Annotated in this window: 26 protein-coding genes; 16 read left to right on the top strand and 10 right to left on the bottom strand. The window is 60.2% G+C overall.

Annotation, left to right across the window (positions count from 1 at the left end; translation table 11 throughout):
- The first annotated feature begins 5 nt into the window (after nucleotides 1-5).
- Genes ACQZ5K_RS05085 through ACQZ5K_RS05075 form a run of 3 tightly spaced genes read left to right on the top strand, consistent with a single transcriptional unit; the run spans nucleotide 6 to nucleotide 3076 of the window.
- Nucleotides 6-1094 carry an ABC transporter ATP-binding protein gene (locus tag ACQZ5K_RS05085; RefSeq protein ID WP_080820951.1) on the top strand — a complete coding sequence of 363 codons (1089 nt, stop codon included), beginning with the start codon at nucleotides 6-8 and terminating at the stop codon, nucleotides 1092-1094.
- 59 nt (nucleotides 1095-1153) lie between these two features.
- Nucleotides 1154-1918 (top strand): sugar phosphate isomerase/epimerase family protein, encoded by a 765-nt coding sequence (locus tag ACQZ5K_RS05080; RefSeq protein ID WP_448739767.1) that lies wholly within the window; start codon nucleotides 1154-1156, stop codon nucleotides 1916-1918.
- A gap of 24 nt (nucleotides 1919-1942) precedes the next feature.
- Nucleotides 1943-3076 carry a Gfo/Idh/MocA family protein gene (locus ACQZ5K_RS05075; protein ID WP_448739766.1) on the top strand — a complete coding sequence of 378 codons (1134 nt, stop codon included), beginning with the start codon at nucleotides 1943-1945 and terminating at the stop codon, nucleotides 3074-3076.
- Nucleotides 3077-3173: 97 nt separating this feature from the next.
- Here the strand turns inward: ACQZ5K_RS05075 and ACQZ5K_RS05070 are convergent, their stop codons facing one another.
- Both ACQZ5K_RS05070 and ACQZ5K_RS05065 read right to left on the bottom strand, forming a co-directional pair.
- Nucleotides 3174-3344, bottom strand: a complete 171-nt coding sequence (locus ACQZ5K_RS05070) for a hypothetical protein (protein ID WP_448739765.1) — start codon at nucleotides 3342-3344, stop codon at nucleotides 3174-3176.
- Complete coding sequence (locus ACQZ5K_RS05065) at nucleotides 3337-3474, bottom strand: hypothetical protein (RefSeq protein ID WP_425646356.1); 138 nt, start codon at nucleotides 3472-3474, stop codon at nucleotides 3337-3339. The genes ACQZ5K_RS05070 and ACQZ5K_RS05065 overlap by 8 nt, the downstream gene beginning before the upstream one ends.
- Nucleotides 3475-3698: 224 nt before the next feature.
- Here ACQZ5K_RS05065 and queC point away from each other — a divergent pair, with 224 nt between their 5' ends.
- From queC to queE, 3 genes are read left to right on the top strand one after another with little or no spacing between them, the layout of a single operon-like run.
- Nucleotides 3699-4409 carry a 7-cyano-7-deazaguanine synthase QueC gene (gene queC / locus ACQZ5K_RS05060; RefSeq protein ID WP_448739764.1) on the top strand — a complete coding sequence of 237 codons (711 nt, stop codon included), beginning with the start codon at nucleotides 3699-3701 and terminating at the stop codon, nucleotides 4407-4409.
- Nucleotides 4409-4765, top strand: coding sequence for a 6-carboxytetrahydropterin synthase QueD (gene queD / locus ACQZ5K_RS05055; protein ID WP_448739763.1), 357 nt, complete (start codon nucleotides 4409-4411; stop codon nucleotides 4763-4765). Before queC ends, queD begins: the two co-directional genes overlap by 1 nt.
- Nucleotides 4762-5517 carry a 7-carboxy-7-deazaguanine synthase QueE gene (gene queE / locus ACQZ5K_RS05050; protein WP_448739762.1) on the top strand — a complete coding sequence of 252 codons (756 nt, stop codon included), beginning with the start codon at nucleotides 4762-4764 and terminating at the stop codon, nucleotides 5515-5517. The genes queD and queE overlap by 4 nt, the downstream gene beginning before the upstream one ends.
- 195 nt (nucleotides 5518-5712) lie before the next feature.
- Here the strand turns inward: queE and ACQZ5K_RS05045 are convergent, their stop codons facing one another.
- The 6 genes from ACQZ5K_RS05045 to ACQZ5K_RS05020 all read right to left on the bottom strand — a co-directional run bounded on the left by ACQZ5K_RS05045 (nucleotide 5713) and on the right by ACQZ5K_RS05020 (nucleotide 11785).
- Nucleotides 5713-6762, bottom strand: coding sequence for a Gfo/Idh/MocA family protein (locus ACQZ5K_RS05045; RefSeq protein WP_448739761.1), 1050 nt, complete (start codon nucleotides 6760-6762; stop codon nucleotides 5713-5715).
- A 6-nt stretch (nucleotides 6763-6768) separates the two neighbouring features.
- A complete protein-coding gene (locus ACQZ5K_RS05040) occupies nucleotides 6769-7554 on the bottom strand; it encodes a ThuA domain-containing protein (protein WP_046801358.1) in 786 nt (261 codons plus the stop codon).
- 57 nt (nucleotides 7555-7611) lie between these two features.
- Nucleotides 7612-8640 (bottom strand): ABC transporter ATP-binding protein, encoded by a 1029-nt coding sequence (locus ACQZ5K_RS05035; RefSeq protein ID WP_448739760.1) that lies wholly within the window; start codon nucleotides 8638-8640, stop codon nucleotides 7612-7614.
- 10 nt (nucleotides 8641-8650) lie between these two features.
- Entirely contained in the window at nucleotides 8651-9484 is an 834-nt protein-coding gene (locus tag ACQZ5K_RS05030; protein ID WP_448739759.1) for a carbohydrate ABC transporter permease, read from the bottom strand.
- Nucleotides 9481-10455 carry a carbohydrate ABC transporter permease gene (locus ACQZ5K_RS05025; RefSeq protein WP_448739758.1) on the bottom strand — a complete coding sequence of 325 codons (975 nt, stop codon included), beginning with the start codon at nucleotides 10453-10455 and terminating at the stop codon, nucleotides 9481-9483. The genes ACQZ5K_RS05030 and ACQZ5K_RS05025 overlap by 4 nt, the downstream gene beginning before the upstream one ends.
- Before the next feature lie 64 nt (nucleotides 10456-10519).
- Entirely contained in the window at nucleotides 10520-11785 is a 1266-nt protein-coding gene (locus ACQZ5K_RS05020; protein ID WP_078052531.1) for an ABC transporter substrate-binding protein, read from the bottom strand.
- 269 nt (nucleotides 11786-12054) lie between these two features.
- Here ACQZ5K_RS05020 and ACQZ5K_RS05015 point away from each other — a divergent pair, with 269 nt between their 5' ends.
- From ACQZ5K_RS05015 to ACQZ5K_RS05005, 3 genes are all read left to right on the top strand, one after another.
- Nucleotides 12055-13068, top strand: a complete 1014-nt coding sequence (locus ACQZ5K_RS05015; protein ID WP_065656296.1) for a substrate-binding domain-containing protein — start codon at nucleotides 12055-12057, stop codon at nucleotides 13066-13068.
- Nucleotides 13069-13242: 174 nt separating this feature from the next.
- A complete protein-coding gene (locus ACQZ5K_RS05010) occupies nucleotides 13243-13440 on the top strand; it encodes a hypothetical protein (protein ID WP_003523793.1) in 198 nt (65 codons plus the stop codon).
- 229 nt (nucleotides 13441-13669) lie between these two features.
- Nucleotides 13670-13864 carry a hypothetical protein gene (locus tag ACQZ5K_RS05005; RefSeq protein ID WP_065656306.1) on the top strand — a complete coding sequence of 65 codons (195 nt, stop codon included), beginning with the start codon at nucleotides 13670-13672 and terminating at the stop codon, nucleotides 13862-13864.
- On the opposite strand, the gene ACQZ5K_RS05000 is transcribed toward ACQZ5K_RS05005, so the two are convergent.
- Nucleotides 13833-14414 carry a DNA-3-methyladenine glycosylase gene (locus tag ACQZ5K_RS05000; RefSeq protein ID WP_448739757.1) on the bottom strand — a complete coding sequence of 194 codons (582 nt, stop codon included), beginning with the start codon at nucleotides 14412-14414 and terminating at the stop codon, nucleotides 13833-13835. The two genes, ACQZ5K_RS05005 and ACQZ5K_RS05000, sit on opposite strands and share 32 nt — an antisense overlap.
- 97 nt (nucleotides 14415-14511) lie before the next feature.
- On the opposite strand from ACQZ5K_RS05000, the gene ACQZ5K_RS04995 reads away from it, so the two are divergent.
- The 4 genes from ACQZ5K_RS04995 (at nucleotide 14512) to ACQZ5K_RS04980 (ending at nucleotide 17725) form a co-directional block, all read left to right on the top strand.
- Nucleotides 14512-14907 (top strand): hypothetical protein, encoded by a 396-nt coding sequence (locus ACQZ5K_RS04995; protein ID WP_448739756.1) that lies wholly within the window; start codon nucleotides 14512-14514, stop codon nucleotides 14905-14907.
- Nucleotides 14904-15689: an SDR family oxidoreductase gene (locus ACQZ5K_RS04990; protein ID WP_448739755.1), complete on the top strand. Its 786-nt coding sequence runs from the start codon at nucleotides 14904-14906 to the stop codon at nucleotides 15687-15689. The genes ACQZ5K_RS04995 and ACQZ5K_RS04990 overlap by 4 nt, the downstream gene beginning before the upstream one ends.
- A 175-nt stretch (nucleotides 15690-15864) precedes the next feature.
- Complete coding sequence (locus ACQZ5K_RS04985) at nucleotides 15865-16920, top strand: hypothetical protein (RefSeq protein ID WP_448739754.1); 1056 nt, start codon at nucleotides 15865-15867, stop codon at nucleotides 16918-16920.
- 19 nt (nucleotides 16921-16939) lie between these two features.
- On the top strand, nucleotides 16940-17725 hold the full coding sequence (locus ACQZ5K_RS04980) for a L,D-transpeptidase (RefSeq protein ID WP_059758579.1): 786 nt from the start codon (nucleotides 16940-16942) through the stop codon (nucleotides 17723-17725).
- A gap of 53 nt (nucleotides 17726-17778) precedes the next feature.
- On the opposite strand, the gene aptA is transcribed toward ACQZ5K_RS04980, so the two are convergent.
- A complete protein-coding gene (aptA, locus tag ACQZ5K_RS04975; RefSeq protein ID WP_448739753.1) occupies nucleotides 17779-19113 on the bottom strand; it encodes an omega-aminotransferase AptA in 1335 nt (444 codons plus the stop codon).
- A 145-nt stretch (nucleotides 19114-19258) separates the two neighbouring features.
- On the opposite strand from aptA, the gene ACQZ5K_RS04970 reads away from it, so the two are divergent.
- The 3 genes from ACQZ5K_RS04970 to ACQZ5K_RS04960 all read left to right on the top strand — a co-directional run bounded on the left by ACQZ5K_RS04970 (nucleotide 19259) and on the right by ACQZ5K_RS04960 (nucleotide 22558).
- Nucleotides 19259-19807 (top strand): cupin domain-containing protein, encoded by a 549-nt coding sequence (locus ACQZ5K_RS04970; protein ID WP_173990752.1) that lies wholly within the window; start codon nucleotides 19259-19261, stop codon nucleotides 19805-19807.
- Between the two features lie 619 nt (nucleotides 19808-20426).
- Nucleotides 20427-21107 (top strand): sugar transferase, encoded by a 681-nt coding sequence (locus tag ACQZ5K_RS04965; RefSeq protein ID WP_003523803.1) that lies wholly within the window; start codon nucleotides 20427-20429, stop codon nucleotides 21105-21107.
- 194 nt (nucleotides 21108-21301) lie between these two features.
- The gene (locus tag ACQZ5K_RS04960; RefSeq protein WP_065656288.1) at nucleotides 21302-22558 is read left to right on the top strand and encodes a polysaccharide biosynthesis/export family protein; all 1257 of its coding nucleotides are present in this window, start codon (nucleotides 21302-21304) and stop codon (nucleotides 22556-22558) included.
- Nucleotides 22559-22560 lie beyond the last annotated feature (2 nt).

Genomic DNA, 22560 nt, shown 5'->3' with positions numbered 1-22560 from the left:
GCTATATGAACAAAAGCGTTTCCATCCGCGATCTTTCCCTGTCCTTCGGCGCCGTCACCGTGCTGAAAGACCTCAATCTCGATATTTATGACGGCGAATTCCTCGTGCTGCTCGGTTCTTCCGGCTGCGGAAAGTCGACCCTTCTCAATTGTATCGCCGGCCTTCTGGAGCCGACCGACGGACAGATCTTCATCAAGGACCGCAACGTCACCTGGGAAGAGCCGAAGGATCGCGGCATTGGCATGGTGTTCCAGTCCTATGCGCTTTATCCGCAGATGACGGTGGAGAAGAACCTGTCCTTCGGCCTGCAGGTCGCCAAGGTGCCGAAAGAGGAAATCGACCGCCGTGTCAAAAGGGCGGCCGGCATCCTCCAGATCGAGCCGCTGCTGAAACGCAAGCCCGCCGAGCTTTCCGGCGGCCAGCGCCAGCGTGTGGCCATCGGTCGGGCGCTGGTGCGGGATGTGGATGTTTTCCTGTTCGACGAGCCGCTCTCCAACCTCGACGCCAAGCTGCGCTCGGAACTGCGCGTCGAAATCAAGCGGCTGCACCAGTCGCTGAAGAACACCATGATCTATGTGACGCATGACCAGATCGAGGCGCTGACGCTGGCGGACCGCATCGCCATTATGAAAAGCGGCGTCATCCAGCAACTTGCCGATCCCGTCACCATCTACAACAAGCCGCGAAACCTCTTCGTCGCCGGTTTCATCGGCTCGCCCTCGATGAATTTCCTGCGCGGCGAGCTGATCGAAAAGGACGGCAAGGTGGTCTTCACCACCAATGGCGTGACTTTCGCGCTGGATGGTTATCATTCGGAGACGCCGCTCGCCGCCGGCCGCGCCGTGGTTCTGGGCGTTCGCCCCGAACATGTGCGCGTCGATGCCGATATCGTCGGCGGTGAAGTGCACGAGGCGATTGTCGATATCGAGGAGCCGATGGGTGCGGACAATCTGATCTGGCTGAAACATGCCGGGCATACCATGTCCGTGCGCGTGGGCGGCCACAGACGGTTTTCGCCGGGCACCAAGGTGCGCCTCGGCCTCGACATGACGATGGCCTCACTGTTCGACGCGCAAAGCGAGGACCGGCTCTAGAACAGCTTCGATTTACCCCCCCACACAATCCCAAGACCCAGATCTCTATGGAGGAGACAATGACAGAACTCGGTTTCCAGCTTTACAGCGCCCGTAATTTCCAGCCTTTTTCCAACATTCTGAAGAAGCTTTCGGCGGCGGGTTATAAACATGTCGAAGGTTATGGCGCGATGTACGCTTCGCTGGATGACGCCGGTTTGAAGGGCCTGCGCGCCGAACTCGACGCCAATGGCCTTGCCATGCCGACCGGCCATTTCGGCCTCGACCTTCTGGAAGGCGATCCGAAAAAGGCGCTCAATATTGCGAAGGTTCTGGGCGTGGAGGCGATCTATTGCCCTTATCTGATGCCTGACCAGCGCCCGACAGATGCCGCAGGCTGGTTCGCTTTCGGCAAGCGTCTGCAGGAAGCCGGCAAGCCCTTCGTGGATGCCGGGCTGGTTTTCGGTTGGCATAACCATGATTTCGAGTTCAAGACACTTGCCGATGGCTCGACGCCGCAGGAGCAGATTTTTGCCGGTGGCCCGGATTTGAAATGGGAGGCGGATATCGCCTGGATCATTCGCGGCAATGCCGATCCGCTCGCCTGGATCGAGAGCTACGGCAAGCGCATTACTGCGGTACATGTGAAGGATATCGCACCAGCAGGCGAGAATGCGGATGAGGATGGCTGGGCCGATGTCGGCCATGGTACAGTGGACTGGAAGGGCCTTATCGCGGCGCTGAAGGCGAAATCGGCCACCAAACATCTCGTGGTCGAGCACGACAATCCGAAGGATATTGACCGGCTGATCACCCGTTCGATCGCATCTTTCAAAACCTACTAAGTTTCAATTTTCGGAGTTTCCATCATGGCCAGGGATCTTGGCGTCGGCATCATCGGATGCGGCAATATCTCGTCTGCTTATTTCTCGCTGGCACCGCTCTTCAAGGGCATCAAGGTGCTTGCCTGCGCCGACCTCAACCGCAATGCTGCGGAGTTGAGGGCGGAAGAATTCGGTGTTGTCGCGCAGTCCATCGAGGAACTGCTCGCCAACAAGGATATCGACGTGGTGGTGAACCTCACCATTCCCGCCGCACATTTTCCGGTGTCGAAAGCCGCCCTCGAGGCGGGCAAGCACGTCTATTCGGAAAAGCCGCTGGTGCTTTCGCTGGAGGAAGGCGAGGAGCTGCGGCGCATCGCCCGCGAAAAGAAGCTGTCCGTCGGCTGCGCGCCGGATACTTTCCTCGGCGGCGCGCATCAGCTTGCCCGGCAATATATCGATGACGGCAAGGTCGGGCGCATCACGTCAGGCACCTGCCATGTGATGAGCCCCGGCATGGAGATGTGGCACCCCAATCCGGGCTTCTTCTTCCTGAAGGGCGGCGGGCCGATCCTCGATCTCGGTCCCTATTACGTCGCCAATCTCATCAACCTCATCGGCCCGGTGAAGCGCGTCGGTGCGCTGACCTCGATGGCGAACCCCACTCGTACGGTGACCAGCCAGCCGTTGAACGGCGAAATCATCCCGGTCGAAACGCCGACCAATATCCATGCCCTGCTGGAATTCGTGAACGGCGCGACGATCACGCTTTCGGCGAGCTGGGATGTCTGGTCGCATCGCCATGCCAATATGGAGCTTTACGGCACGGAAGGCTCGATCTACGTGCCGGATCCGAACTTCTTCGGCGGCGTGGTGGAGGTGAGCGGTCGCGACAAGAATATCCAGCCGCTGGAAGACTGGGCGCATCCTTTCGGCATCGCCAATCAGGAAAGCCCCAATGGCCCGCGCGCCAATTACCGCACGGCGGGCCTTGCCGATATGGCGATTGCGCTTTTGGAAGGCCGCGATGCCCGCTGCTCGCTCGACCGTTCATTGCACGGCATCGATGTGATGACCTCGATCCTGAAGTCAGGCGAAGAGGGGCGCTTCATCGAGATGAGGACGACCTGCACCCAGCCGGCGGCACTCGGCATCGAGGAGGCGCAGGCGTTATTGCGCTGAACCTGTCGCGTTAAAAAAAAGGCCCGGCGCACTGCCAGTTCGCCGGGCCTTTTCCGCTCCGCCATGTTGTGGCGAGCGTCGCGTGTTCATCAGATTTTCATAGGCCGACAAAAAGACCCAGCCAGCGCGCAACGGTCCTGACCATCCAGATCAGGAACACGAAAGGGGCTATGCCAACAGCCGCGACGAGCGCCACCGAGGCGACAACGAGCGCCGTGGTGAGATTGCGCCTGAACCGATGCCGTTTGGTGTCGAGAGCCTTATCCATGGCGAATGGCGGCAACCAGCCCGCGAATGGTGAGCGTGACATAAAGCATGCCCGCCATCGCCATCAGCAGGCCGGTGCCGAGAGAGCTGAGGTTGCTCAGCGAAAACAGAAATGTATCAGCCGCCACCATTGGCAAGACCCTTCAAGAACAGCAGATTTCGCATCGTTCTAGATCGTGCCGGTTTCCCGCATATGTCCCGATTGTTTCGTCTTGTTGCTGCTGCGGGGCATTTTCGTGATCGCGTGGCTTTGCGCGATTTCCGCAAGGCCCTTCACAAGCCCGTCGGTTTGGTTTAAAGCCGCTCCCCGTAATCCGGTCGCAGCCCACCCGGTCAAAACAAGGGATCCCAAATTATGAAAACCATCGTCATCTGCTCCGGCGGATTGGACTCCGTTTCGCTTGCGCATAAAATCGCGGCGGAACACGACCTTCTCGCTCTCGTCTCCTTCGATTATGGCCAGCGCCACAGGAAGGAGCTGGAATACGCCGCCGATTGCGCAAGGCGTCTCGGCGTGCCGCATCATGTCATCGATATCAGAACCATTGGCGCCCATCTCACCGGTTCGGCGCTGACTGACGACGTGGAGGTGCCGGACGGGCACTATGCGGAAGAGACCATGCGTTCCACCGTGGTGCCGAACCGCAATGCCATCATGCTCACCATCGCTTTCGGGCTGGCCGCCGCGCAGCAGGCGGATGCTGTGGCGATTGCCGTGCATGGCGGCGATCACTTCATCTACCCCGATTGCCGGCCGGGCTTTATCGACAGTTTCAACGCCATGCAGGCGCATGCGCTTGAAGGTTATGCCAACGTCAAGCTCTTTGCCCCCTATGTCACCGTTTCCAAGGCGGCGATTGTGACCGATGGTGCGAAATACGGCACGCCCTTTGGCGAAACATGGTCCTGTTACAAGGGCGGCCTGCGCCACTGCGGCCGCTGCGGCACCTGCGTGGAACGGCGCGAGGCCTTTCATCTGGCCGGTGTCACCGATCCGACCGACTATGAGGACCCGGATTTCTGGGTGGCGGCCACCCATGCCTATGCGGCGCAGGAGGTGCGCTGATGTTCCGCATCACCAAGGAATTTCACTTCTCCGCCTCGCACCAGCTGAAAAGCCTGCCGTCCGATCACCAGTGCAATCGCCTGCACGGGCATAATTACATTGTCGAGATCGAGTTGGCAGGCGAAGCGCTGAACGAGCACGGTTTCGTGCGCGACTATCATGAGCTTGCGCCGCTGAAGCGTTATATCGACGATCATTTCGACCATCGCCACCTGAACGACGTTCTCGGCCATGACCGGGTGACGGCGGAATGTCTGGCGAAGCATTTTTACGACTGGTGCAGGGATCGCCTGCCGGAAACCAGCGCCGTGCGGGTGAGCGAAACCGCCAAGACCTGGGCGGAATACCGGCCATGACGGCGGCTGCACAAAAGATTGCAGCGAAGGAAACCACGATCCGCATCAGCGAAATCTTCGGTCCGACCATTCAGGGCGAAGGCGTGTTGATCGGTCTGCCGACCGTCTTCGTGCGTACCGGCGGCTGCGACTATCGTTGTTCCTGGTGCGATACGCTGCATGCCGTTGACAGCGAGTATCGCGATACATGGAAGCCGATGCCGGTCGAGGCGATCTGGCAGGAGGTGCGGCGGCTTTCCGGCGGCGTGCCGCTGACGGTCTCGCTTTCAGGCGGCAATCCGGCCATTCAACCGTTCGGAGCCTTGATCGCGAAGGGGCAGGGCGAGGGGTATCGTTTCGCGCTGGAAACGCAGGGCAGCATCGCGAAAGACTGGTTTGCCGATCTCGACCATCTGGTGCTGAGCCCCAAGCCGCCATCGAGCGGCATGGAAACGGACTGGCAAGCCTTCGAAGACTGTCTTGCCGCCGCCGGCGACGGACCGCAGGTGGCGCTGAAGATCGTGGTGTTCGACGATGTGGATTATGCCTACGCCAAGGCGGCATCCGCGCGTTTCCCGCATTTGCCCGTCTATCTCCAGCCCGGCAACCACACCCCGCCGCCGCCGGATGACGACGATGCGCGTGTGGATATCGACGGGGTGATGGACCGGATGTTGTGGCTGGTGGACAAGGTCAGCGAAGACCGCTGGTTTACGGCGCGGGTGCTGCCGCAGCTGCATGTGCTGTTGTGGGGGAACAAGCGCGGGGTTTGAGGGAGTTATAAGGTCCCTCCGTCATGCCGAACCTGATCCGGCATCCAGCCAAGGCGCGTCTGCGCCGTGAAAAGAGTTTTTTGCGATCAACGACTTGATCGCGCTGGACCCCGGATCAAGTCCTCGCTGACGGAGAGCGAGGAGCGCCTTTTGCAGCAATCCATGCGGCGGCTTGTGCCGCCGCACTTTCGCAAATCAAGCCGAAACAGCCACCTCGCGCCTCTCCCGATCCGCGATGATCGACAGATCTAGCACCTTCTGCAGATTGGCCGCATGACGGAAGTCCGGGTCGGCGACGCCACCTTCCATGACGGCCCTGGCGAATTTTTCGTAATTCGTCGGCACGGGGTCCACATCGATCGTCTTCCAGGTCGCCTTTTCCACATCTTCACCGATGCAGGCACGCAGGCTGGAATAGTCGGGCGTGTGGATGACTTCCAGCGCACCCTTGTCGCCATGGATGCGCAGGCGGAGCTCGTTCAAGTGCCCCGTCGCCCAGCGGCTGGCATGGATGACGCCCATGGCGCCGTTTTCCAGTTCGGCGGTCATGGTGAAGCTGTCATTGGCGTCGAGGTCGTAGACGCCAATTTTATTGCCTTCATATTTGTCGAAGGTCTTCAGCCGCGTGAAGATGCGTTCCACATCGCTGCCCGCGCCATAGGAGGCGAAGTCGAGAATGTGGATACCGACATCGCCCAGCACGCCGTTCGAGCCATGCTTGGTGGAAAGCCGCCACAGCCACTTGCTCTCCGTCATCCAGTCGCCCCAGGCCTTGGAAACCAGCCAGCTCTGGAGATAGGAGGCTTCCAGATGCCGCACCTTGCCGATCTTGCCTGCCAGCACCATCTCACGTGCCGCCTGCAAGGGGGCGACGTTGCGATAGGTTAGGTTGACCATGGCGACGAGGCCGGCTTTTTCGGCGGCATCGGCCATTTCGGCGGCCTTGGCGTAGTTTTCCGCCAGCGGCTTTTCGCAGAAGACATGCTTGCCGGCCGCCAGCAGTTTCAGGCTGGTGGGGTGGTGGATGGCGTCCGGCGTGACATTCGCCGCCGCATCGAATTCACCCCAGGCAATGGCGTCATCCAGCGAGGTGAAGGAGAGCGGGATGTTGTGGCGGAGCGCAAAGCCGCGCACCACCACATCGTCCACATCCACCGCCGCGACCAGTTCGACGCCGGGGATTTGCGAGAAATAGGTGGCATGGTTGTTGGCCATGCCGCCGGTTCCGAGAATGAGAAGTCTCATGGCTTTTTACCTGTAACCTGCTTCGCCTGCCTTGTGCAGCTTGGGGCCGCGTTCTTCGATCGGCTCCAACGCCTTGTCGACGGGAACATTGGGGGCATCGTGAATGCTCTTCAGTGCGCCAACCGGATTATAGGCCCATTTCACCGAGTTGCTGATGACCTTCTGGACATTGGCATCGTGATAGGTGGGGTAGGTCTCGTGGCCGGGGCGGAAATAGAAGATATTGCCGGCGCCGCGACGCCAGGTGAGGCCGGAACGGAAGACTTCGCCGCCCTGGAACCAGGAGATGAACACGGTTTCCAGCGGCTCCGGCACGGAGAACTGCTCGCCGTACATTTCCTCGTTTTCCAGCTCGAAATGCTCAGGCAGACCGGCGGCAATCGGGTGGCGCGGATTGATCGTCCACAGACGCTCGCGTTCACCCGCCTCACGCCATTTCAGCGCGCAGGGCGTGCCCATCAGCCGCTTGAACGGCTTGGAGAAGTGGCCGGAATGCAGAACGATGAGGCCCATGCCTTCCCAGACGCGTTTGGCAACACGCTCGACGATCTCGTCCTGCACCGCGCCATGGTCCTTGTGGCCCCACCAGACCAGCACGTCGGTCTTGTCGAGGCGCTCCTGCGAAAGCCCGTGTTCCGGCTCCTGCAGCGTGGCGGTGGTGGCGTTGATCTCGGGGTTCTGGTTCAGTGCATCGGCGATGGTGTTGTGCATGCCGTTTGGATAGATAGAACGCACCGTCTCATTGATGTGTTCGTGGATATTTTCGCCCCATACAACGGTGTTGATGGTCATTGTCATGCTCCTCGGTGAAAGCCGAGACCTTGGGTGATCCCGGTGAAAGTTGAAATTTCAGGCAGCGCCCCGGGCGGGGTTGCGGGCAAGTGCCCGGCCTTCGGCGTCAAAACGATGGATCTGCGCGGCATCCGCCACGAGGGCGATACGCTCGCCCGCTTTGCGGTCGGTCACGCCTTCTTCGCGAACGACGACGGGTTCACCGGCGCCGATCTCGACATAGATGTAGCTGTCCGACCCGAGCATTTCCGAATGCACGATCTCGCCGCTCCAGCCGCTGCCGTCGGTGGTGATGGTGATGTGCTCCGGGCGGATGCCAATGGTTTTCGCGCCTTCCGTCTCGGCATATTTGCCTGACAGGAAGTTCATCTTCGGCGAGCCGATGAAGCCGGCGACGAAGGTGTTGACTGGGCTTTCGTAAAGCTCCAGCGGTGTGCCGATCTGCTCGACCCGACCGTCACGCAGCACGCAGATGCGGTCGGCAAGCGTCATTGCCTCCACCTGGTCGTGGGTGACGTAGATCATCGTCGTGTCATGCATCGAGCGGTGCAGTTTGGCGATTTCCAGACGCGTGGCAACGCGCAATGCCGCATCGAGGTTGGAAAGCGGCTCGTCGAACAGGAATACCTTCGGATCGCGCACGATGGCGCGGCCGATGGCGACACGCTGGCGTTGACCGCCGGAAAGCTGCTTTGGCAGGCGCTCCAGATAGGGTGTGAGCTGCAGCATCTCGGCTGCCGCTTCGACGCGCTTCTTGCGCTGTTCCTTGTCCGCGCCTGATAGCTTCATGCCGAAGGCCATGTTTTCGAACACAGTCATATGCGGATAAAGCGCATAGGACTGGAAGACCATGGCGACGCCGCGCTTGGCGGGCGGCAGGCGGTTCACCGTCTCGCCATCGAAGGAAAGCGTGCCGCCGGAAATTTCCTCCAACCCGCAGATGAGGCGCAGCAGCGTGGACTTGCCGCAGCCGGAGGGGCCGACGAAGACCATGAACTCGCCGGAGCGGACGTCCATGTCGATGCCCTTGATGACATCGAAGGCGCCGAAGGATTTGCGAAGATCGCGCAGTTGAATGGTGGTCATGATGTTTCTCCTAGCCTTTGACGCCGCCGGCGGTGAGGCCGGAAATGATGCGTCGCTGGAAGATCAGAACGAGGACGACAAGGGGAGCTGTGACGATGACGGAGGCCGCCATGATCGTTCCCCACGGGATTTCGAACTGCGAGCCGCCCGACAGGAGCGCGATCGCGACCGGCACCGTGCGCTGCTCGTTCGATGAGGTGAAGGTGAGCGCGAAGAGGAATTCGTTCCACGCGGCGATGAAGGCGAGGAGGCCCGTCGTGACGAGCGCCGGCCACATCAAGGGCATGAACACCTGGGTGATGATGACCCACGGCGTCGCGCCATCGACGATGGCCGCTTCCTCGATTTCGACCGGCAGGTCGCGCATGAAGGTTGTCAGCACCCAGACCGTGAAGGGCAGGGTGAAGATCATGTAGGAAAAGATCAGCGCCAGCGGCGTGTTGAAGATGCCCGCCCAGCGGATCAGTTCGAACAGGCCGGCGAGAACGGCGATCTGCGGGAACATCGAAACCGACAGGATGGTGAGCAGAAGCAGCGCGCGACCCCGGAAGCGGACGCGGGCGAGAGCATAGGACGCCGTTACCGCAAGGAACAGCGACAATATGACGACTGAAGATGCAACGAACAGCGAATTGCCGAGATTACGCAGAAAAGTGCCGTTGCCGATGACAAAGCTGTAATTGGTCAGCGAGAAGTCGCGCGGCCAATAATTGACCTGGAACAGCGCCGATCCGGATTTCAGGCTCGTCAGGATCGCGTAATAAAACGGGAATACCGAAATCACCATGATGATGGCGACCAGCGCATAGAAGGCGGTGGTTTTCAGGATGCTTGGCAGGGTCATCGCGCGGCTCCATCGGTGTTGACGCGCCCGAGCCACATGTAGATGACCGTGATCGAGGCGATGATGAGGAACAGCATGGTGGAGGCGGCGGCGCCATAGGAGAACTTGTCGAAATCGAACAGGTTCTCGCGTGCCAGCACCGACATGGTGCGGGTCTGGGCATTATTCGGCGTCAGGATGTAGATGAGGTCGAAGACGCGCATCGCATCCAGCATGCGGAAGATGACGGCGACCATGAGTGCGGGTCGGATCATCGGCAGGGTGACGCGGAAGAACACCTTGACCGGATGAATGCCATCCACCTTGGCCGCCTCATACATGTCCTTCGGCACCATTTGCAGGCCGGCAAGGATGAGCAGCGCCATGAAGGGCGTCGTCTTCCAGATGTCGACGATCAAGACGGCGACCATTGCGGTTTCGGGATTGGCGGTCCAGGCGATCTTGTTGGAGATCAGCCCGAGATTGAGGAACAGGTCGTTCAAGATGCCGAACTGGTCGTTCAGCATCCACGCCCACATCTGCGCCGAGACGATGGTCGGAATGGCCCACGGCACGAGAATGGCGGCGCGCACGAGGCCGCGTCCCTTGAATTCGGCATTCAGCACCAGCGCGACGATGAGGCCGAGCACGGTTTCGAAGCTGACGGAAAGAATGGTGAATTTGAGCGTGTTGAGAACCGCGCCCCACCATGCGGGATCGGCAAGCAGGCCGCGATAGATGGTGCGGCCGCTGCTGAGCGTGATCCAGGTGAGGTAGTTCTTGAGGCCGACGAACTGCGCACCCTCGAGATTGGTGAGCGAGGCGTCGGTGAGGCTGAACCAGACGGTGCGCACCAGCGGCCAGCCCGCCACCAGCGCCAGCACCAGAAATGTGGGGGCAAGAAACAGCCAGGCGGATTTCAGACGTTCCGACTGCAGATCGGAGCCGGTGCCGGCTGCCGCGACCGGTCTTTGAAGGGCGATGTCGTTCATGGGGATATCTCGCGGTTGGGGCGCGGGAAACGATCAGGCTAGACCATCTCCCGCGCGGGCCGGATTACCAGCCGTTGCCTTTGAGATCGGTCAGTTCAACCTCGAGAAGTTCGAGATTTTCCGCTGCTGTGCCGTTGCCGGAGAGCGTGTTGTGCACGGCGCCCCAGAACTTGGCGGAAACCTCGTTATATTTCACCTTGGCCGAGGCGGAAGGACGCGGAACGGCGGTCTGGAAGATCGGCTTCCATGTCGGCATGAAGGGCTGCGCGGCAGCGACATCCTTGTCGTCGTAAAGGGATGCGATCGTCGGCATGTTGGAGAGCTGGATCGCGCGCATCTTCTGGGTGTCTTTCGATGCCAGGAATTTCACGAGCTGAATGGCCGCTTCCTGATCGTCGGAATATTTCGAAACGGCGAGGTTCCAGCCGCCGAGTGTCGAGGCAGGGGCTTCGCCTTCCGCGCCAGCCGGCAGCGGGGTGACGCCGAACTTGCCCTTGATGGCGCTGTCATCGCCATTACCCAGTGCATAGGCATAGGGCCAGTTGCGCATGAAGACGGAATTGCCGGTCTGCCAGACGCCGCGCGCTTCCTCTTCCTTATAAGCGAGCACGCCCTGCGGCGCGATGGTGCCGACCCAGCCCTTGGCGGTTTCGATGGCCGCTGCGGCCTTCTCATTGTTGACGGAGATATCGCCGTTGGTCTCGACAATATGGCCGCCGCCGGCGGAAGCGATCCATTCCAGCGCGTTGCAGGTCAGGCCTTCATAGGCGCTGCCCTGGAAAACGAAGCCCCAGAGATCCTTCTGGCCAGCCTCGCGCTCCTTGTCCTGGATTTCTTTGGCGGTCTCGCTCAGTTCTTTCCAGGTCTTCGGCGGCTGCTTGCCGTATTTCTCCAGAAGGTCCTTGCGATAGAAAAGCGCCGGCGCGTCGGTGAACATCGGCATGGCAACGAGCTTGCCGTCAACCGTCTGCGAGGCGACGATGGAAGGGAAATGATCGCCGATGACATCCTTCGTCGCTGCGGTCAAATCCACGAATTGGTCGGCCAGCTGCGGCGCCCAGATCACGTCCGTCTGGTAGACGTCGACATCCTTGTTGCCGGCGGCAAGCCACAGCCGGTACTGGCTGAACTGTTCGCTGGACGATGACGGCATGGTGACGAGATTGACCTTGTGACCGGTCTCTTTCTCGAAAGCAGCGATCCGTTCGCGGAAGAACGCTACGTTCTTGCCGGTCGAATTGGCGGCGATGGAAAGCTCGGCCGCCTCAGCCGAAACGGCGGCGGAAAACGCCGCTCCGCACAGGAACAAAGTCTTCATGGAAATATTCATTGTCAAACTCCTCCTTTGACGCTTCCGATTATCCTCAAAATTGAAAGCGCTTTTGACCGACGCGAGGCTCTCAAAAGCCGAGCAATCTGTCAATACTCTTTCTAATCCCCCGGAAATCGGCTGTTTCCGCCTGCAATTTTTCGGCGTTTGCCTTTGGGAATGATCAACTGTAAGGTTTCAGGTGGGAGAAAATTGAAATCGTTTTCAATTTTTGTCGGCTTGAAAAATCCGCGGCGGCGACGCATGCAGGAGCAAATTGGCAAAAAATTATGAAGCTTAAGGAATTCGCAGAGAAAGTCGGGCTCTCGCCCACCACCGTCAGCCGGGCGCTGGGCGGCTACCCCGAGGTGCGCGAGGAAACGCGTCAGCGGGTGATGGAGGCTGCGCTGAAATACGGCTACCGGCCGAATGCAAACGCTGTCAGGCTGGCGACGGGCAGGGCAGGCGCCATAGGCGTCGTCATGGGCCGTTCGGGCGGTGGGCATTTCTTTTCCGAATTCATGGGTGGCATGGCGACCCGGCTGGAACGGGAAGAGACCGACATTCTCGTCAGCGTCACCGTCGACAATAATCTCGATGAGGAACTGGCGATTTTCAGCCGGCTGGCGGCGAGCGGCCGGGTGGATGGCATCATCGTGCATTCCCCCCGCCCGGAAGATGAACGCATCGCGCTGCTCAACCGGTTGGGTGTGCCCTTCATCGTGCATGGCCGCTCAAAGACGCCTTTCGAACATGCCTGGCTCGATATCGACAACCACGATGTGACCTATCGTCCGACGATCCATTTTCTGGAGCGCGGACACAGGCGCATCGCCCTTATCAATGGTCCGGTTGGCCGCACCTTCGTGCAGGACCGCGAGCAGGGTTTTCGCGAGGCGCTGGCCACGCACGGCATTACGCCGGATCCGCGTTTCATGATGAATGAGCACTTCAGCGAAGAAACGGCCTTTCGCTTCGCCCGCTCGCTGCTGGAACAGACGCCGCGCCCAACCGCCTTTGTGGCGGGTGCGATGATGACGGCGCAGGGTGTCTATCGCGCCGCGACGCAGATGGGGCTGACGATCGGCAAGGATGTCTCCGTCATCGCCCATGACGACGTGTTTCCTTATCTCACGCCGGAAAGCATGATGCCGCCGCTTTCCACCACCCGCTCGCCCATGCGGATGGCGGGCATGCGGGTGACGGACCTGCTTTTGCAGATCATCGGCGGCCGTCCCGTCCGCGAGGTTCAGGAATTGTGGCCGGTCGAGCTGATCTTGCGGGAATCGGTCGGTCCAGCCTGAACTTCTCGGCATAGCTCACTGATTCCACTCCATTTTGTGAACGTCAGTTGATAACGTTCGCCTTTCGTCATCTATACGTCCGCCCCGTCTCATGTATAATCGGAACAGTCACGGGCGTTATGGAACAGGACCCGGGCCGGCGCGTTGAGGGGACGTGTCGAAGGAGGTGGACGGATGTTTGAATTTTTAAAACCGCAACAGCAGACTGTGATCGATGATGTCGAGGCGACCGGCACCTATGCCGATGCGCTGCTCAACGTTCCGAGCCCGGAACTTAACCGTTCGACCGCTCGCGAGCATGGTCATGAAGCCCATTCCCGGGACTATTGCGAAAATCGCGATATTTCCCGCAGCGCGCTCGGTTTCGCCTGAGCCATCGCAAAAACCTTCCTAAAAAACGGAACGGACAGGCCGTGCCCGCGTTTTCCCTGTACGACCCACAGGGCGGCGCAACCGGACCGAAGGGACCTGACCGGCATTTGACCGATAGGCGAATTGGGTGTTGCGCCGCCTGATTGGCGACAGCGCAAACGCGCTGTCCCACGAGATAAAAACGCAGCTTGTGCCCATTGTGGCAAAGCGTGTTTATCAGGAGGCCGCGATGCCAGCCGTTCCCGTTGAGCCCTATCCCGAACCGCCGATGCCCGTGCCGCCGCAGCCGGATATTCCGCCGGTGGAAGAGCCGGAACCCGACCGGTTGCCGGACGAGGTGCCGACACCCAACCCCGACGAAAATGACGGGCCGCCGAAGGTGCTCGCGCCTGTCAGGCCTCTCCGTTCTCGAATTTCTTGCTGACGAAAGCCGAGCCCTTGAGCCCGAAGCGCCACGGATATTCCGTCGCGCGGCTGATGCCGATTCGTCTGCCGCTGGTGACGGCGGCGGTTTCCTTCGGCAACCGCAGGAAAAACGGCGCTGCGTTCAGTGGCGCGCCGTCCATCTCCCCCGTAATCGCCAGCGCCTGACAGAGCCTGCCCGGACCTGAGCAGAGAAGTTTCGGCTTGTCAGTTCCCCGTCGCAGTTTCATCATGTCTATGCCGGTCAGGGGTTCGATGGCGCGCAGAAGCACGGCGGAACCCGGGGCGCAGACAAAGTTGGCGCACCAGTGAATACCATAGGACCGGTAAACATAAAGACGGCCGGCCGGGCCGAACATTGCCCTGTTGCGCGGGGTCTGCCCGTTGAAACTGTGGGATGCGGGGTCGTCCGGATGATAGGCTTCGGTCTCCACGATGAGGCCGCCGGTATTGCCGATGCGGAACTCCGCGCCGATGAGGGCGCGGGCCACATCCAGCGCATCGCGCAGGAAGAAACTCTCCTGCATTTCCGGGCCAAAGGCCTGATCCATCTGGAACCCTTCCGCTCTGCCATCGTTGTGAATTCAGGTTCTAACCGTTTTCCAGCATCGGATTCGTACCGGTGCTTTCCAAGCCGGAGGGCATGTCATGCAACTTTCGACGACCTATGTAAAACGCAATAACGGGGTTATCTCCGTCGAGTTCGTCGGCAACGACGGCGATCAGGTCTCTGTTCGCCTCGCCGATGGTCTCGAAGGGATCGATGATGCCGAGGCCATCAAGCGGGCGAGCGCGGTGATGGTGCAACTGACCGCCTTCGGAACGCGCCATGGTGCGGATGCGCCTTCGCAATTTTCCGCTCTCGGCACCGCGCAGGACGATGCGTCTCAGGGAATGCTGCACGGGCAGGCGAGCGCACGCACCGCGCGGGACCGCGAGATTCTGGAGGAAGAGCTTGAGGAGGGGCTGGAGGACAGCTTTCCGGCGAGTGATCCCGTCTCGGCGACGGTCACGTCCATTGCTTCCCGAAAAGGAGGGCAATGACATTGACCGTTCGTAAAGTCGCTCTGGTAACCGGCGCCGGCTCCGGCATTGGGCGCGCCGCCGCCCTTCATCTGTCGGCGCAGGGTTTCGCGGTCGGTCTGTTGGGCCGCACCGAATCGGAATTGGACGATGTCGCCCGGGAAATAGGCGCCGCATCCGGTTCTTCGAAGGTGCTTGTAGCTGATGTGGCGGATGAAGCGGCGATGCGTCACGCGGTCGCAGCGCTGGTCGAGGACTTCGGCCGGCTTGACGTCGTGGTGGCCAATGCCGGCGTCAACGGCGTCTGGGCGCCCATCGATGAGCTGAAACCGTCCGAATGGGACGATACAATCCGCATCAACCTGCGCGGCACCTATCTCACCGTCCATACCACCGTGCCGCATCTGAAAGCGGCCGGCGGCGGGTCTATCGTCATCATTTCGTCGATCAATGGCACCCGCACCTTCACCTCGCCCGGTGCTACGGCCTATTCCGTGACGAAGGCCGGGCAATTCGCCATGGCACAACAACTGGCGCTGGAGCTGGGGCGTCATCGTATTCGCGTCAATGCGGTGTGTCCGGGCGAAATCGAAACGGCAATCGATGAAAATACCGATATACGCGGGCGGGAAAAAACGGAGGTTCCAGTCCGTTTTCCGGCTGGGGATATTCCGGTAACCGGCGGCGTGGCCGGCACCAGCGATGACGTCGCCGCGCTGATCGGTTTTCTGGCGTCGGATGCGTCCCGCCACATTACCGGCACGCCGGTATGGATCGATGGCGGCCAGGGGCTGCTTCGATAATCGCGGCCGGCACTTTCACTGCCCACCCCATCACGGGCTTGTGTCCTTATGATTAACGAATGGGTAACGTCTGTTCACGAGACTTTGTCCATAAGCGAGGTTGCCGTGTTGTGGCCACCTTCGATAGTTAAGCGTCTGCCGGAAAGGCGGGCAAATCAGGCGGGCAGAACGATCCATGGGCATGCAGGCATTGCTGGATTTCGCGGTTGCGGGGTTGCGGCAAAAGGTAAGGGCAGGGGCAAGAATGGCCGCGATCGTTGCGATCGGTGGCGGCCTTGCCGCGTGCACTTCCATGGGGCTCGACAGCGTCAAGAAAGATCCGCCGAAACTGTCGTCCAAGATGATGGCGCAGATGTCGGCCAAGGGCATGCGCCTGGAAAGCCCTGTCCTCGTTCGCATTTTCAAGCAGGAAAGCGAGCTTGAGGTCTGGAAGGTCGACAAGACCGGAAATTATGCCTTGCTCAAGACTTATCCCATGTGCCGCTGGTCCGGAAAGCTCGGCCCCAAGATGAAGACGGGTGACCGGCAGGCGCCGGAAGGGTTTTATCATGTCTCGGCCGGCATGCTGAACCCGAACTCACAATATTACGTCTCCTTCAATCTCGGTTATCCCAACCGGCTGGAATCGGCGCTCGGTTACACCGGTGAGGCGCTGATGGTGCATGGCGCCTGCTCCTCTTCCGGCTGCTACGCCGTGACGGATGCCCAGGTGGGCGAGATTTACGCCATCGTCGCGCGTGCGCTTCAGAGCGGGCAGGACCGCTTTCAGGTGCAGGCCTATCCCTTCCGCATGAGCGCAAGGAACATGGTGGCACATCGGGACGACCCCAACATGCCGTTCTGGAAGACGCTGAAGGAAGGTTACGACTATTTCGAGGTGACGCGCCGGCAGCCGAAGGTTTCCGTCTGCGGCCGTCGTTATGTCTTCAACAGTGAATTTGCCGAAGGCGAACCTGCCGATCCGCTGGCGGCCTGCCCGCCGGCCATCAACCAGCAGGATCCGCTGGTGGCTTCGAAACTGGCCGAAGAGCAACAAAAATTTGCCGCCGCCATGAGTGAGGGAACTTCCAGCCCGCTCAGCGCGTATGTAGACGGCGGCATGCATCCGAGCTTCCGGGCTATTTTGAAATCGAACGGCGCCAAGGCCATGGCATCGCAGGTTTCCGGCACGAAGTACCCTATCAGCCGCCCAGAGGCGGCGCTGGCAGATCCCTTTGCCGGCGTGAGATGACGTAAATGAGGTTTTTCAATTGAACGAGACGACGACGACCCGGCGGGGTTTCCTGCTTGGAGCAGGTGGACTGGCGCTGGCCGGCCTTGCGGGCTGCAACACAACCGCGCGTGAGGCCGCCCGGCCTGCAGCGCCCGCGGACGACCCGATGTATGCCCTGATGTACGGTCCCAAGCCGGACGAGCAGTTCCCGCTGCCGGAAATCCCCTACAAGCGGATTCCGCGTCAGTTCCTGCGGCAGATGGTGGCGAACCCGACGGGTGAACGCCCCGGCGTCATCGTCGTCGATACCGCCAATCATTTTCTCTATCTCACCTATGAGAACAATCAGGCCATGCGTTATGGCGTCGGTCTCGGCCGCGCGGGCTTTGAATGGGCCGGCCGCGGTGTCATTCAGTACAAGCGGCAATGGCCGCGCTGGACGCCGCCCGATGAGATGATCGCGCGCCAGCCGGAACTGGAACCCTATAGCAGCCGCAACGGCGGCATGGAGCCAGGCCTCAAGAACCCGCTCGGTGCGCGTGCGCTCTATATATTCAAGGATGGCAAGGACACGATCTACCGCCTGCATGGCTCGCCGGAATGGTGGACCATCGGCAAGTCGGTATCCTCCGGCTGCGTGCGCCTGCTGAACCAGGATATCATCGACCTTTACAACCGTGTGCCCGATGGCACGCCGATCGTGGTGACAGCGCTCGGCCCCGCACAGCAGGGCGTGCCGATCGGCCAGGAAGGTGTGCCGGTGGCGCAATATGGCAACGGTGTGATCGGCGACGGCCTCTCGCAACCGATGCAGGCCTACTGACAGGGCACAAAAAGGCCGCGCTTCCAGGCGCGGCCTTTTTGTTTGCATGGTCTTTACTGCGCGCGCTTCAGCGCATCGCCGAGGATCGAGACGATATCGTCGAAATGGGATTTTTCGGCGATCAGCGGCGGCGAGAGGGCGATGATGTCGCCGGTGACGCGAATGAGCAGGCCGCGCTCGAAGCAATTCACGAAGACATCATAGGCGCGTGCGCCGGCAGCACCGTCGCGCGATTGCAGCTCTATACCGGCGATGAAGCCGATGGTGCGGATGTCGATGACATTCGGCAGGCCCTTCAGGGAATGGATGGCGTCGTGCCAGACATCCTGCAATTCGGCCGCGCGGGTGAAAAGGCCCTCATCGCGATAGATGTCGAGCGTCGCGATACCGGCGGCGCAGGCGACAGGGTGGCCGGAATAGGTATAGCCGTGGAACAGTTCGATCTGGTTTTCCGGCCCATGCATCAGCGCATCGTGCACCTTGCGGCTGGTGAAGACCGCACCCATCGGGATCGCGCCGTTGGTCAGTCCCTTGGCGGTGGTGACGATATCTGGCGTAACGCCGAAATAGTTGGTGGCGAAAGTGGAGCCCATGCGGCCGAAACCGGTGATGACCTCATCGAAGATCAAGAGGATGCCGTGCTTGTCGCAGATGGCGCGCAGGCGCTCCAGATAACCCTTCGGCGGCACCAGCACACCGGTGGAGCCGGCGACCGGTTCGACGATGCAGGCGGCGATGGTTTCCGCGCCATGCAGGGCGACCAGCCGTTCCAGATCGTCCGCAAGCTCGGCACCGTGCTCGGGCTGGCCTTTCACGAAGCTGTTCTTCGCCGGATCGTGGGTGTGACGCAGGTGGTCTGCGGGAATTTGCGGGAAAACGCGACGGTTGTTGACGAGGCCGCCCACGGAAATGCCGCCGAAACCGACGCCATGATAACCGCGCTCACGACCGATCAACCGGCTGCGGGTGCCCTGGCCGATGGCGCGCTGATAGGCGATGGCGATCTTCAGCGCCGTATCGACCGATTCCGACCCCGAGCCCGTATAGAAGACACGGTCCAGTTTCGCACCTTCCGGGCCGGGCGCAATTTCCGCCAGCCGCTCGGCGAATTCAAAGGCAACCGGGTGGCCCATCTGGAAGGAGGGGGCGTAATCCATGGTCGAAAGCTGGTGCTTGACGGCAGACGCGATCTGCTGGCGGCCGTGACCGGCGTTGACGCACCAAAGGCCAGCCGTGCCGTCGAGAACCTGGCGGCCGTCATTGCTGGTGTAATACATGCCTTCGGCGCTCGTCAGCAGGCGGGGATTGGCTTTGAACTGCCGGTTGGCGGTAAACGGCATCCAGTAGCTGTCAAGCGAGGTGGAATTGGATCGGCTCGGGTTGTCCATGGTGGTCTCCTGTTCGTTGCCGGTGATTGAATGCTATTTTCGCGACTGAACAAGCCCTTTTCTCTCTGTGGCCAAGCCATTGAAAATGCTATAGGCCTGAACGCAAATTTTCGATATTTCGAACAAGGGTAACGGGGGCTCAGGCATGTCGGTGGATATAGGCGGGCGTTTGCGCCATTTGCGGCTGCGCCACAATATTTCCCAGCGGGAACTGGCGAGGCGCGCCGGTGTCACCAATTCGACGATTTCTCTAATCGAATCCAACACCTCGAACCCTTCCGTCGGCGCGCTGAAACGCATTCTTGACGGCATACCGATAGGCCTTGCCGAGTTTTTCGCTTTCGAGCCGGAGACGAGCCGCAAGGCTTTTTACCGGGCGGATGAGCTGGTTGAAATCGGCAAGGGGTCGATATCCTTCCGGCAGGTGGGTGAGAATGTCTTCGGCCGCAGCCTGCAAATCCTCAAGGAATGTTACCAGCCGGGCGCCGATACCGGCAAGGTGCCGCTGGTTCACGATGGCGAGGAAGGAGGAATCATCCTTTCCGGACGGCTGGAAGTGACGGTCGATGAGGAGAGGCGGGTGCTCGGGCCGGGGGATGCCTATTATTTCGAAAGCCGCAGGCCGCATCGTTTCCGTTGCGTCGGTCCCGTGCCCTGTGAGGTCATCAGCGCCTGCACACCGCCAACCTTCTGATTCCAGCGGTTTTGGAGCTTCGTAACGCTCTTAGAGCGGCCAAGGCGGGTCGAGTCGGTAAAAAATGGCCAGCAGCTACGGCAATTTTGCGTGGCTGCCATGACTATAACGCAGTTTCTCGCCACTCTTTTGCCGTGTTTGCGCCCCTTTAGCGATTTTTCCATCGCTTTTTCTTGGTGGCCTGGCAATGTCAGGCAAAAAAATCCCGGACGGTATGTCAAATTTTATATGCATTGCCACAATCTTGCTGCGATGCAAAAAATTTTTATATTCCGTTACAGACGTGCCTGTTCTTAACGTTCCTGTCTCATCTCGCCAAGTCATAAGAAACACATAAGAAAAGACTGTCGCCGGCACAAAACCCAATACATGCCGGGGCGGTACCCATGCTCTCAACACATGGCCGTCGGCACATTTGTTGCTTTTTTATGCAACCGTTAATATTGCCCGGACGTTGATCGGCCGCTCGCGCAAGAAATCGCATAGACGGTTATGGCCAATGTGCCTTACAAAAAATCCATTAGCATCAAATTCCGAACACAGACTTGTTATCTCTTTTAGACGGAAAGACGCGCCTCCGGGCACCGACCAATCGCAAAACATAAATGGAGTTCTCTCTATGAAGTCCGCGACCCAATCGGCTGAACAGACACTCAGCAGCTCCGAAGATTTCGATGTCAGTTTCCCTATCGGGGGCATCGCAAAACGCAGCTTCGATATGACATCGGCTGCGCTTGCGCTGCTCATCTTCAGCCCGATATTCCTGTTGATCGCCGCGCTGGTGAAATTGTCTGATCCCGGCCCGATCTTTTATGGCCACCGGCGTGTGGGACATAATGGCCGCTATTTCCATTGCCTGAAATTCAGGACGATGGCGATGAACGGCGATGAGATTCTGCGGCAATATCTTGCCGCCAATCCGGAAGCCGCCGAAGAATGGCGCGCCACCCGCAAGCTCAAGAACGACCCGCGCGTTACGGCTGTCGGCGCCGTGCTGCGCAAGCTCTCGCTCGACGAACTGCCGCAGCTGCTCAACATCATCCGCGGCGAAATGAGCGTGGTTGGCCCACGCCCGGTCGTCGATGAGGAGCTGAGCTATTATGAAAGCGCTGCCGCTTATTATCTCAGCACCCGCCCTGGCCTGACTGGCCTGTGGCAGATCAGCGGCCGCAACGACGTATCCTACAAGACCCGCGTCGCTTTCGACACGCACTATGTGCAGAACTGGTCGATGCGGCAGGATGTCTTCATCATCGTCAAGACCATTCCCGCCGTGTGCCTTTCACGCGGAAGCTACTGAAAACCGATATTGAGTTCGGCTTTATCGATCTTCGTTTCGACACGCACCCCGACCGGGATCCCAAGTCCGGTCTTTGGGTGCGTCATTGGTGCTAATCATACCGGCCGCTTTTCGCGGCACTGTGCAGCCGGCCCTGCCCAGTTGCGCGACGGCCGGATCGCCCGTGTGGCGATCCGCTAACAGGGAGTTTCCCGATGAACGGCTTGTCTGCCGCCCGCCGCCCGTTTGTGGCCTTCGTATTTGCCGCTTCCGTCGCCCTTGCCGCGCCGCTCTCCGCCATGGCTGCGGATGGCGCTCAATATAAGCTCGGTACCGCTGACAAGCTGCGTATCCGTGTTGCCGAATGGCAGCCGGCGGATGGCAGCATCCGCAACTGGGATGTGATCAACGGCGATTATTCCGTCGGTCCGTCTGGGGCGCTGTCGCTGCCTTTCATCGGTCAGCTGGATGTTGCGGGCAAGACCCCATCGGAGGTCAGCGAAGAGATTGGAGCCCAGCTTCAGAGCAAGTTCGCCCTTCGCAACCTGCCTTCGGCCTCCGTCGAGATCGCGCAGTTCCGACCGATCTTCTTGAGCGGCGACGTGCAGACGCCGGGTGAATATCCCTATGCCGCCAATCTCACGGTGCTGAAGGCCGTCAGCCTTGCCGGCGGCCTGCGGCGCTCGGATGCCGGGCAGCGTTTTGCCCGCGACTTCATCAATGCCCGCGGTGACGCCGCCGTCTACGACAATCAGCGTGCAAGGCTGCTCGCCCGTCAGGCGCGGCTGGTCGCCGAGGTCAAGGGTGACGCGACCATCGCCAAGACGCCTGAAATGGAAAAGATCGGCGAGATCGACGTGCTGCTGGCCAGCGAAAGCGCGCTGATGAAATCGCGCACCGAACGTTACACCCTGCAGCTCAAGGCGCTGACGGACCTGCACGCCCTTCTGCAGAGCGAAGTCGAATCCCTGAAGAAGAAATCAGAGACGCAGAATCGTCAGCTCCAGCTTGCCAATGAGGACCGCGACCGCGTCAACCGGCTGAACGAGCAGGGGCTTGCGCTGTCGCAACGGCGCATTTCCGCGGAAGAACGCGCCGCAGAAGTGGAATCCAACCTGCTCGATATCGATACGCAATCGTTGCGCGCCAAACAGGATATCAACAAGGCGACCCAGGACGAGATCAACCTGCGTAACGACTGGGTGGCGCAGCGCTCCAAGGAATTGCAGGACACGGAAGCGGAACTGGACAAGCTCAATCTGCAGCTGACCACCAGCCGCGAATTGATGTCGGAAGCGCTGGCGCAATCGGCCGAAGCGATCCGTTTCGATCCCTCGGGCAAATCAGCGACGATCAGCTATGTCGTGGTGCGTGAGGAAAACGGCAAGCCGAAGGAGCTGAAGGTGGATGAAAATGCCATGCTCCAGCCCGGCGATGTCATCAAGGTCTCGTCAGAAATCCTGATGCAGTGAGG

The sequence above is a fragment of the Agrobacterium sp. 22-226-1 genome (assembly GCF_053522345.1).
This window is presented reverse-complemented; position numbering and strand designations above follow the sequence as displayed.

Coding starts and splice junctions, on each gene's coding strand:
- ACQZ5K_RS05085 (WP_080820951.1), top strand. CDS start 6: ATGAACAAAAGCGTTTCCATCCGCGATCTTTCCCTGTCCTTCGGCGCC.
- ACQZ5K_RS05080 (WP_448739767.1), top strand. CDS start 1,154: ATGACAGAACTCGGTTTCCAGCTTTACAGCGCCCGTAATTTCCAGCCT.
- ACQZ5K_RS05075 (WP_448739766.1), top strand. CDS start 1,943: ATGGCCAGGGATCTTGGCGTCGGCATCATCGGATGCGGCAATATCTCG.
- ACQZ5K_RS05070 (WP_448739765.1), bottom strand. CDS start 3,344: ATGGATAAGGCTCTCGACACCAAACGGCATCGGTTCAGGCGCAATCTC.
- ACQZ5K_RS05065 (WP_425646356.1), bottom strand. CDS start 3,474: ATGGTGGCGGCTGATACATTTCTGTTTTCGCTGAGCAACCTCAGCTCT.
- queC (WP_448739764.1), top strand. CDS start 3,699: ATGAAAACCATCGTCATCTGCTCCGGCGGATTGGACTCCGTTTCGCTT.
- queD (WP_448739763.1), top strand. CDS start 4,409: ATGTTCCGCATCACCAAGGAATTTCACTTCTCCGCCTCGCACCAGCTG.
- queE (WP_448739762.1), top strand. CDS start 4,762: ATGACGGCGGCTGCACAAAAGATTGCAGCGAAGGAAACCACGATCCGC.
- ACQZ5K_RS05045 (WP_448739761.1), bottom strand. CDS start 6,762: ATGAGACTTCTCATTCTCGGAACCGGCGGCATGGCCAACAACCATGCC.
- ACQZ5K_RS05040 (WP_046801358.1), bottom strand. CDS start 7,554: ATGACCATCAACACCGTTGTATGGGGCGAAAATATCCACGAACACATC.
- ACQZ5K_RS05035 (WP_448739760.1), bottom strand. CDS start 8,640: ATGACCACCATTCAACTGCGCGATCTTCGCAAATCCTTCGGCGCCTTC.
- ACQZ5K_RS05030 (WP_448739759.1), bottom strand. CDS start 9,484: ATGACCCTGCCAAGCATCCTGAAAACCACCGCCTTCTATGCGCTGGTC.
- ACQZ5K_RS05025 (WP_448739758.1), bottom strand. CDS start 10,455: ATGAACGACATCGCCCTTCAAAGACCGGTCGCGGCAGCCGGCACCGGC.
- ACQZ5K_RS05020 (WP_078052531.1), bottom strand. CDS start 11,785: ATGAATATTTCCATGAAGACTTTGTTCCTGTGCGGAGCGGCGTTTTCC.
- ACQZ5K_RS05015 (WP_065656296.1), top strand. CDS start 12,055: ATGAAGCTTAAGGAATTCGCAGAGAAAGTCGGGCTCTCGCCCACCACC.
- ACQZ5K_RS05010 (WP_003523793.1), top strand. CDS start 13,243: ATGTTTGAATTTTTAAAACCGCAACAGCAGACTGTGATCGATGATGTC.
- ACQZ5K_RS05005 (WP_065656306.1), top strand. CDS start 13,670: ATGCCAGCCGTTCCCGTTGAGCCCTATCCCGAACCGCCGATGCCCGTG.
- ACQZ5K_RS05000 (WP_448739757.1), bottom strand. CDS start 14,414: ATGGATCAGGCCTTTGGCCCGGAAATGCAGGAGAGTTTCTTCCTGCGC.
- ACQZ5K_RS04995 (WP_448739756.1), top strand. CDS start 14,512: ATGCAACTTTCGACGACCTATGTAAAACGCAATAACGGGGTTATCTCC.
- ACQZ5K_RS04990 (WP_448739755.1), top strand. CDS start 14,904: ATGACATTGACCGTTCGTAAAGTCGCTCTGGTAACCGGCGCCGGCTCC.
- ACQZ5K_RS04985 (WP_448739754.1), top strand. CDS start 15,865: ATGGGCATGCAGGCATTGCTGGATTTCGCGGTTGCGGGGTTGCGGCAA.
- aptA (WP_448739753.1), bottom strand. CDS start 19,113: ATGGACAACCCGAGCCGATCCAATTCCACCTCGCTTGACAGCTACTGG.
- ACQZ5K_RS04970 (WP_173990752.1), top strand. CDS start 19,259: ATGTCGGTGGATATAGGCGGGCGTTTGCGCCATTTGCGGCTGCGCCAC.
- ACQZ5K_RS04965 (WP_003523803.1), top strand. CDS start 20,427: ATGAAGTCCGCGACCCAATCGGCTGAACAGACACTCAGCAGCTCCGAA.
- ACQZ5K_RS04960 (WP_065656288.1), top strand. CDS start 21,302: ATGAACGGCTTGTCTGCCGCCCGCCGCCCGTTTGTGGCCTTCGTATTT.